Here is an 8,797-nt window from a genome sequence, read left to right on the forward strand (position 1 = left end):
AAAAGCGAAATAGACAGGCTTCGTCTATTCGTAGTACTACGTAGAACTATACGTATTTCATTTGTGGGGAGAAAATTATGAATTACAATGACTTAACATCGGAACAGCTTACTGAAATTGCTTTTCAGGATGCACCGATTGCGATTTTGGTTTTAAGTAACCGGCAAATCAAAGCCTGTAACAAAGAAGTTTCCGAACTGTTTGGCTGGCAAGAAAGAGAGCTTATCGGGCAGTCAATCCGTGTGCTTTATCCGTCAAAATTTGACTATGAGGCAACGGGGGAACGTTGGCTTCGCTGGCTAAAAAGTCGTCCTCGTTACGCCGATGAGCGTTTCATGCAATATCGTGGCGGCGAGGTGTTTTGGGCACGCGCACGCGGGCGCACATTAACACCGGAAAAGCCGTTTGAATTGATGGTTTGGACATTTGAACGACTGACCGCAGAGGTAAGTCCGGCATCGGATTTAACCCCGCGTGAACGCGAAGTGGCGCAGCATATCGTGAATGGGGCTTCGTCTAAAGATATTGGCGTGATGCTTGGTATTTCACATCGCACTGTAGAAGTGCATCGTGCAGCGGTGATGCGTAAATTGAATGCCAGCAATACGGCGCAATTAATCTCTAAAATTTTTGTGCGTGATGGAGATCATTAAAAATGTGGCTGATGATGTCAGCCACATTTTAACTTTCGAAAGAATTGGTTTAAGCCAGCTTCGGTATCGCGTTGAGAAGCATTTTTGTATAAGGTTCCTTTGGTGCCTCAAAAAGCTCTTCCGCCATCCCTTCTTCAACAATCTTGCCGTGATGCATAACGATGATGCGGTCACACAAGTGGCGGACAACCGAGAGATCATGACTGATGAAAAGTAGTGTCAGATTGAGCTCTTTACGCAATCGCAATAATAAATTGAGAATTTGTGCCTGAATGGAAACATCAAGCGAGGCCACCGGTTCGTCACAAACGATTACTTCCGGTTTCATCGCTAATGCACGTGCAATAGCGATACGCTGACGCTGACCGCCGGAAAACTGATGCGGAAAACGATCGGCAAAAGCTGGATTGAGGCTGACCGCCTTTAGCCAATGCGCAACATAATCACGAGCATTGGCAGAGGTTGTCAAACCATGCGCAATCGGCCCTTCAGCGATTGATTGCCCGACAGTGCGACGCGGATCAAGGGACGCAAACGGATCCTGGAAGATCATCTGCACTTTGGTGGTGAGCTTGTTACCGCTATCCGACATAACCGGCTGACCGGCAAGCCGGATTTCGCCAGCTGTCGGCTCATAAATGCCGCAAACCATCCGGCCAAGAGTGGATTTTCCGGAGCCGGATTCTCCAACCAAGCCTAAAGCTTCACCGCGTGCGATGGAAAAGTTGACATTGTTGACAGCCAAAACGGGCTTTTTAGGTTTTATGAGACCGATTTTTTGCCCTAATTTTCCCCAAATATCTGTCTTACGCTCGAAACGTTTAACGGCATTTTTGACGGTTACATAATTTGGATCATCCACGGTTACACGTGTTGTATCCGAAAGTGCAGCAATTTCTTCATCTGTAGCTTTGCCAAGCATCTGCCCCGGCTTGGAACGCGATGGCAAGGCATCCAGCAAACCTTGTGTATAGGGATGGCTTGGCGCTTTCAAAACTTCTGTTGCGGGACCAGTTTCGATAATTTTACCCGATTTCATCACCGCAATGCGCTGCGAAATAGAGGCAACTGTTGCCAGATCATGGCTGATCCAGATCATCGAAATGCCAAGCTCTTTGACGAGCGCTTTCACTTCGGTAAGAATTTCAGCCTGTACCGAAACATCCAGTGCTGTGGTGGGTTCATCCGCGATCACGACTTTGGGATTGTGCAGTAGCGCAATCGCAATGGCCACGCGCTGACGCATCCCGCCGGAAAATTGATGCGGATAAAAATCCACCTTGTGTTCGGGATCAACGATGCGCACGCGGCGCAACGCTTCTACACATCGGATGCGAGCTTGACTATCGGAGATCGTTTCATGCGCCCGCAATGCCAGTGTCATTTGATCAAGCACTGTCAGGACAGGGTTCAGCGTCATCATCGGGTCTTGGAAAACCATCGAGATTTCACGACCGCGCAATTTACGCAAATCATTCTCGCTTAAACCGACAAGCTCGCGGCCTTCCAGCTTGATGGAGCCTTGTTTAATATGACCTGGCTTATCAATCAGGCCGATCAGTGAGAAGCCGGTGATGGATTTTCCGGAGCCGGATTCACCAACAAGACCTAAAATTTCACCGCGGTCGAGGTAGAAAGAAACACCATCGACAGATTTAATTGTACCGTTGCGGGTTTCAAAATATGTGTGAAGGTCGGTGACTTCAAGAAGATGTGTCGTCATTTGTTCAACCTCGGATTCAGCTGGTCACGAATTTGATCACCAACAAGATTGATGGCCATGATCAGGACAATCAGTGCAAGACCCGGATAGATCGAAATCCAGTAGCGACCGGACAATAAATATTGGAAGCCATTGGCAATCAACATACCGAGTGATGGTTCTGTCGGTGGCAAGCCAACGCCTAAGAATGAAAGGGTTGCTTCCAATGAAATGGCTGATGCGACTTGAACCGTTGCCACCACAATCAAGGGCGGCAAGGCGTTGGGCAAGATGTGACGGGTGACGATAAACCAACCGCTCATCGGCACAGAAAGGGCAGCTTCTACATAGTCTTTGTTGCGCTCTGCTGCCGCCGCGCCATGAGCGGTGCGGACAAAATAGGCATATTGCGAAAAGACAAGTGCGATAATCAACTGGCTTTTGCCTTGTCCGAGCAGTGCCGCAACCACGAAGGCCAGCAAAATTGCTGGGAAGGAAAGTTGCAAGTCGATGACGCGCATGATGAAGCTCTCAAATCGCCCGCCGATATAAGCAGCACTGGAACCAACCAATGCACCAATGGTAAAAGCGATGGCACCTGCTAAAAGTCCCATTTGCAAAGAAATGCGCAATCCATAAAGAATAGCCGAGAAAAGATCACGTCCTTGACCGTCGGTGCCCAAAAGATGGACATAGCCACCTTGGCCGACATAGCCCGGTGCGCGTCTGCCATCCCGCAATACGAGGCTTGAAAGATCGTAAGGATCTTGGGGTGCGATAAGAGGCGCAAAAACAGCCAGTAAGATGATCACAACCACTACGAATGCAGCAACAAGCGGCACTGGATGGCGTTTGAATTCTGACCAGAATTGCAATAATCTGCTATTGAGCAAAGCCATTATTTACCGCCTCCCTGACGCATACGCGGATCAAGCAGGGCATAAGAGAGATCCACAATCAGATTAATCGTGATAAACAACAGTGACACAAGCATGAGATAAGCCACCATAACGGGACGATCGAGCGAGGTGATGCTGTCGATGATGAGTTTGCCTAAACCCGGCCAAGAGTAAATGGTTTCAGTCACCACAGCAAAGGCGACAGTCGAGCCAAGCTCCAAACCGAACACGGTAACAAGGGGAATAGAAATCAAACGTAGAACGTGACGACGCAAAATGGTTCGCTCGGTAATACCGGCAGCACGGGCAAATTTGATTGTATCTGTCAGCATGATTTCACGTGTGCCGGAGGCGGCCAAACGGATCATCAATGCCAACTTGAACATTGACAAATTTATAGCTGGGAGTGCCAGATGATGAAGACCATTCAAGGTTAAAAAGCTTAGTGGTACACCGAAAACTGATACGGTTTCTCCGCGACCACCAGCCGGCATAATACCAAGCTGCACTGCAAAAACCATAATAAGCATAAGGCCGATCCAGAATGTCGGTACCGAAAAGCCCAAAATGGACAAAGCCATAATGGTTTTTGAACCCCAGCTGTCTGGTTTATATCCGGCGTAGATACCAAGCGGAATACCGATCAGGCTTGCCATGAAAACGGCGGTGAGAGCCAGTTCGGCAGTTGCCGGCAGGCGCGATGCAATCAGTTCTGCAACCGGCATATTATAGACAAAAGAACGGCCTAAATCGCCATGCAACAGATTGTTCATGAATTGCAAATATTGTTGCCAAACCGGTAGATCTAGGCCGTATTGCGCGATAACGCGATCACGAATTTCCTGTGTTGCATCCGGCGAAATCAGCACATCAACCGGATTGCCGATGACGAAAACGCCCATAAAAACCAATAATGACATGACAAGCATAATCAGGACAGCTTGCCACAAACGTCTGACAATAAATGCAATCATCAGCAATGCTCCCCAAGCGGATAATCTATAGCTTTGCTATTTTTTCCGCTTTGTTTCTTTTAATTTTCAGGCGAAGTGTACCCGCCTGAAAACTATGATAAAATTTATTAGTGCCAGCCGTTTTCCAGCTCAAAACGGGTTTCGCGTACGGCCACATCCCAAATAGCCAGCATGTCTTCATCAGGACGAACAAACAGCCCCTGATAATTGCCTTCTGTTGCTTCCAGCATGGCGCGTTTGCGCCCGGCATCGACACGTGCCATGCCTGCATAGTCGGCGCGTTCTACTGCATGGCCCGGCTGCTCGACGCCCTCAAGGCGCGTCCAAGGGAAGTTTTCCATCCATGAAGCGTGTGAAGCACGATTATCGATTTCGAGTACTTTTCCCATGGTCTTTGGTGCCCGCCACCAATCATGCATTTTCACGCTGGCATCACGGTTGCGGTTTAGCCATTCTGACACAACGGTACCAGCTGGTGTGTTGCCGCCGTGACCGTTGACGATCAGAATGCGACGGAAGCCGGAGCGATAAATGCTATCGAGAATATCTTCTATAACGCCGATGTAAGTGCGCAAGCTGAATGACACTGTGCCCGGAAAATCTTCAAAGCTTGAAGCAAGGCCGTAAGGTACAACTGGAAAGACCGGAACGCCGAGTGGCTCTGCTGCATCAAGGGACACTTTTTCAGCCAGAATCATATCTGTTCCGAGGCTCAAACGGGCATGTTGCTCGACACTACCGATTGGCAAAATACAGCGGTCGTCAAGCTTGACACGCTCTTCAACCTGAGCCCAGTTCATGGCGTTGATATGCATATAAAAATCCTCTCTTCCCATAGGTTACCGAGTCTTTGTAGCGGGTTCCCTAAAACCTCATATTCGTAATTTATTACACAAACAAGTTCCAATTGGAACAAAAATTACGTTTGACATTCCATAAACTAGCGTTATCTTGTTCTATATGGAACTTAATGACTAAAAGTCATATTGGGAGGGGCGATGGAAAAGCGGGTGGAGATCGCTCTTTTAGAGGGGCGGGCAGGGCGCAGCGAGGCGCGTGACGACAGGCTTAGCGAGAGCGATATTCTGCATACAAAATTGTGGAAAAATCCGTGCTGGCTTTCGTTTCGGATCAATTATTTAGCACTGCATTACAACAACCCTGTTTATGGGATGATCGGAACTGACCACGATCTGTTGCGGCCGGAATTTGTGGTGCTTTATTCGCTTTTTTTACGCGATAAAACGACCCTTTCAGAGGTTGTTGCAGGCTCCGGCTTTCCAAAAAACACCCTTAGTCGTGCAACTAAGAAACTAACCAAGTTGAAGCTGGTGAGTCGTGAAGAAGATGCGAGCGATTTACGTCGCGTCGTCTTGTGTCTGACAGATGCAGGGCGAAACATTGTGGAAGCCAAGATGGCGCCCATGCTGGAACGCGAACGCCTGATGCTTGAAAAATTAAGTCCTGCCGAGCGCATGATGCTCTCGGATTTACTTGCCAAACTTGTCATCGCCTCACGCGAATGGCCGGAAACAATCACGTCAGATGCCACTGAATGTGATGACTATCTCGAATAAATATCAAATTGGGAACCTAAAATGAAACACACATTGCGCGCATTTATGCTTGGCTCCACATTGCTGTTTAGCGCTGGCCAGCTTTTCGCAGCCGACCTCGTTATGGCGATCAAGTCGGGGCCGGCTTCAATGGATCCGCATTTCACGGCCACGGCTGCGAATGCTGAAGCAACCAAACATATCTTTGATACGCTGATCCGTTCAGGTGACAATCTGGAGCTGGAACCTTCATTGGCGCTGAGCTGGGAGCCGCTTGACGATACCACTTGGGAATTTAAGCTGCGTGATGGTGTTAAATTCCATGATGGTTCTGATTTCACCGCAGATGACGTGAAGTTCTCCATTGAGCGTATTCCGCATGTCACTGGTCCTAATCCGGCAACTATTTTTGTGCGTCGTGTGAAGGAGGTTGAAGTTGTTGATCCGCTGACCGTGCGTGTGACCACAAATTCTGCCGCGCCGACCCTGCCAAATGATTTCATTCGTTTGTTTATTACGTCACATAAAGCAGCAGCTGATTATTCAACGCAAGAAACAGCGGCGGAAGGTTTCAATAGCGGTAAAGCAACAATTGGTACCGGCCCATATAAGTTTGTTTCATGGGCACCAACACAGGATCTGGTGGTTGAACGCTTTGATGGCTATTGGGGCGAAAAACAACCTTGGGATCGTGTCATCCGCAAGGAAATTCCTAATGATGCCGCCCGTGTTGCGCAGTTAAAAGCAGGACAGGTAGATTTGATTTCCAAGGTTCCGGCTTCTGACGTGCCGGTATTAGAACAGGATTCATCGCTTACTGTCACCAAACATGAAAGTATTTATATCAGCTATCTGGAATTCGATTTCCGTGAAAACAGTCCGATGGTCTGGGATAAGAGCGGCAAGAAACTGGATAAGAATCCATTGCTTGACCCACGTGTACGTGAGGCCTTTGATCTGGCCGTTGATCGTGAAACCATTGTAGAGTTCGCGCTTGAAGGCATGGCTGCTGTGCCAACACAGCTGGTGACATCAAATATCTTTGGCTATGATAAGTCGATCCAAGCACCGGAATATAATGTTAAGCGGGCAAAAGAGTTGTTGGCTGAAGCTGGCTATCCGGATGGTTTCAAGATCACTTTAAGCTATGCCAATGACCGTATGCCGAATGAATTGGGGCCGACCATTGCTCAGATGTTGGCTGCAATTGGTATCACTGCCGAGGTGAACGGTGTTCCTGCCGCTGTGTTCAACCCTGCCAAAACCCGTGGTGAATATTCACTCTATATGGCCAGCTGGGGTACATTGACTGGGGAGGCAAACTACATGCTTTCCTCATTGATGCATTCTAATGAGCCCGAAAAATCACTGGGTGCTTTCAACGTTCGCGGCTATGCCAATCCGGAAATGGACAAGCTGATTGAAGATGCGGCTGCTGCAATGGATGCGGATGAGCGTCGTACATTGCTTGAAAAGGCTAACAATCTGGTGGCGACCGACCGTCCTGATCTGCCGCTGGCAATTCTGCTCAATGCATGGGCTATGAAAAAAGGCAAGGTTACTTTGACACCGCGTGCGGATGAAGACACGCTGGCGATGAATATCAAGCCGGTGCAATAAGCTGGGTTAACCTGAAATAGCCCGCTTAAAGCGGGCTATTTTTTAATTAAATAGCTAACTCATAACTGGAATATTATTCTTGGTTGAAAAAGGTATTCTGTCTCTGTTTTAAAAAAAGGGATTTTTATGCGTAATACATTATCTTCTATATTGCTGTCGATCACAATTGTTACTGGATTTGGAATGGGCGTGGCCAACGCAGGTAACTGGTGCGATGCTGCGATTGAAGAGGCGGCCAAGCCACCATCCGCAAATCCGGGTGCAGGTAATCCATTTCAAAATGGCAATGAGGAGCAACATTGGGGAATGCGCTCGGGCAACTCCTTTTTTGCTTTTTAGACTGGTAATTAATGTTTTTGAAATTGAATTTACTACGCATTTAACTTGATGCAATGGCGTGAAATGCGCCAATGCATTCACTATTATATAAAAATAATTCCTTCCGGCTCTTTTTTTAAAGAAAAACAACCTATCTAGTAATGCCAAACTTTCCAAGTAATAATTGTTAAAAATCATTAAAATGGGAATTGGCACATTGCAAAAAATTATCGGTCTGATTGGCGGTATGAGTTGGGAAAGTTCAGCTGAATATTATCGTATTATCAATGAACTGGTCAGAAAGCGGTTTGGTGGTTTGCGGTCCGCTCAGTGCTTGATGTGGTCGTTTGATTTTGCAGAAATTGAAGCTTTGCAAAGTGCAGGGCGCTGGGATGACGCCACCCAAGAAATGATCCAGGCTGCGCAGCGTTTGGAGCGTGGTGGGGCTGATTTCATTCTCATTTGTACCAATACAATGCACCGGATGGCGGACGATGTTCAGGCATCCATTAATATTCCTCTTTTGCATATTGCTGACCCAACTGCAGAGCGCATGAAGGCTGCAGGTCTAAGTAAAGTGGGGTTGCTCGGAACCGCTTTCACTATGGAGCAGGATTTTTACAAAGGACGCCTTATCAATAAACATGGCTTTGATGTCTTGGTGCCTGATGATGAAGATCGCAAATCCGTGCATCAGATTATTTATGATGAGCTGGTGCAGGGGATTGTGAAGGAAAGCTCCCGTCAGGCTTATCGAGAGATTATTGGTCGTTTGGTGGCGCGTGGAGCGCAAGCGATTATTTTAGGCTGTACAGAAATTATGTTGCTTATCAAGCAAAGCGACAGTCCTGTACCTGTTTACGATACGACTACGATCCATGCACAGGCGGCAGTTGAGCAAGCATTGAGTTGATTGGATAAACGAACGAAGATAATACTGTGGCGTGCAGAATAGGCAATGGATCTAAAGCTTCAACTTGTTGATCAGAGACTTTGAATGCTCTCCAGCATTATTAATGATGGATGTAATGGACTTGATGTGGTGGACGGCCTCCTGATCCGCTTTTGTGCGATA

General features: G+C 47.6%; 9 protein-coding genes. 5 read left to right on the forward strand and 4 right to left on the reverse strand.

Going from position 1 to position 8,797, the window contains the following annotated elements; genetic code table 11:
• The first annotated feature begins 77 nt into the window (after positions 1 to 77).
• Positions 78 to 653 (forward strand): LuxR C-terminal-related transcriptional regulator, encoded by a 576-nt coding sequence (locus JNC77_RS15665; protein WP_374834173.1) that lies wholly within the window; start codon positions 78 to 80, stop codon positions 651 to 653.
• Between the two features lie 49 nt (positions 654 to 702).
• Here the strand turns inward: JNC77_RS15665 and JNC77_RS15670 are convergent, their stop codons facing one another.
• The 4 genes from JNC77_RS15670 to JNC77_RS15685 all read right to left on the reverse strand — a co-directional run bounded on the left by JNC77_RS15670 (position 703) and on the right by JNC77_RS15685 (position 5,043).
• Positions 703 to 2,376 (reverse strand): dipeptide ABC transporter ATP-binding protein, encoded by a 1,674-nt coding sequence (locus tag JNC77_RS15670; RefSeq protein WP_374834175.1) that lies wholly within the window; start codon positions 2,374 to 2,376, stop codon positions 703 to 705.
• Complete coding sequence (locus JNC77_RS15675; RefSeq protein WP_374834177.1) at positions 2,373 to 3,254, reverse strand: ABC transporter permease; 882 nt, start codon at positions 3,252 to 3,254, stop codon at positions 2,373 to 2,375. The genes JNC77_RS15670 and JNC77_RS15675 overlap by 4 nt, the downstream gene beginning before the upstream one ends.
• On the reverse strand, positions 3,254 to 4,228 hold the full coding sequence (locus JNC77_RS15680) for an ABC transporter permease (RefSeq protein WP_374834179.1): 975 nt from the start codon (positions 4,226 to 4,228) through the stop codon (positions 3,254 to 3,256). The genes JNC77_RS15675 and JNC77_RS15680 overlap by 1 nt, the downstream gene beginning before the upstream one ends.
• A 107-nt stretch (positions 4,229 to 4,335) precedes the next feature.
• On the reverse strand, positions 4,336 to 5,043 hold the full coding sequence (locus tag JNC77_RS15685; protein ID WP_374834181.1) for a creatininase family protein: 708 nt from the start codon (positions 5,041 to 5,043) through the stop codon (positions 4,336 to 4,338).
• 183 nt (positions 5,044 to 5,226) lie between these two features.
• On the opposite strand from JNC77_RS15685, the gene JNC77_RS15690 reads away from it, so the two are divergent.
• From JNC77_RS15690 to JNC77_RS15705, 4 genes are all read left to right on the forward strand, one after another.
• Positions 5,227 to 5,805: a MarR family winged helix-turn-helix transcriptional regulator gene (locus tag JNC77_RS15690; RefSeq protein WP_374834183.1), complete on the forward strand. Its 579-nt coding sequence runs from the start codon at positions 5,227 to 5,229 to the stop codon at positions 5,803 to 5,805.
• Between the two features lie 21 nt (positions 5,806 to 5,826).
• Positions 5,827 to 7,404, forward strand: coding sequence for an ABC transporter substrate-binding protein (locus tag JNC77_RS15695; protein WP_374834185.1), 1,578 nt, complete (start codon positions 5,827 to 5,829; stop codon positions 7,402 to 7,404).
• Between the two features lie 126 nt (positions 7,405 to 7,530).
• Entirely contained in the window at positions 7,531 to 7,743 is a 213-nt protein-coding gene (locus JNC77_RS15700) for a hypothetical protein (RefSeq protein WP_374834187.1), read from the forward strand.
• A 196-nt stretch (positions 7,744 to 7,939) separates the two neighbouring features.
• Positions 7,940 to 8,635, forward strand: a complete 696-nt coding sequence (locus tag JNC77_RS15705) for an aspartate/glutamate racemase family protein (RefSeq protein WP_374834189.1) — start codon at positions 7,940 to 7,942, stop codon at positions 8,633 to 8,635.
• Positions 8,636 to 8,797 lie beyond the last annotated feature (162 nt).

Source organism: Paenochrobactrum pullorum, assembly GCF_041929845.1.
Lineage (GTDB): Bacteria > Pseudomonadota > Alphaproteobacteria > Rhizobiales > Rhizobiaceae > Paenochrobactrum > Paenochrobactrum pullorum.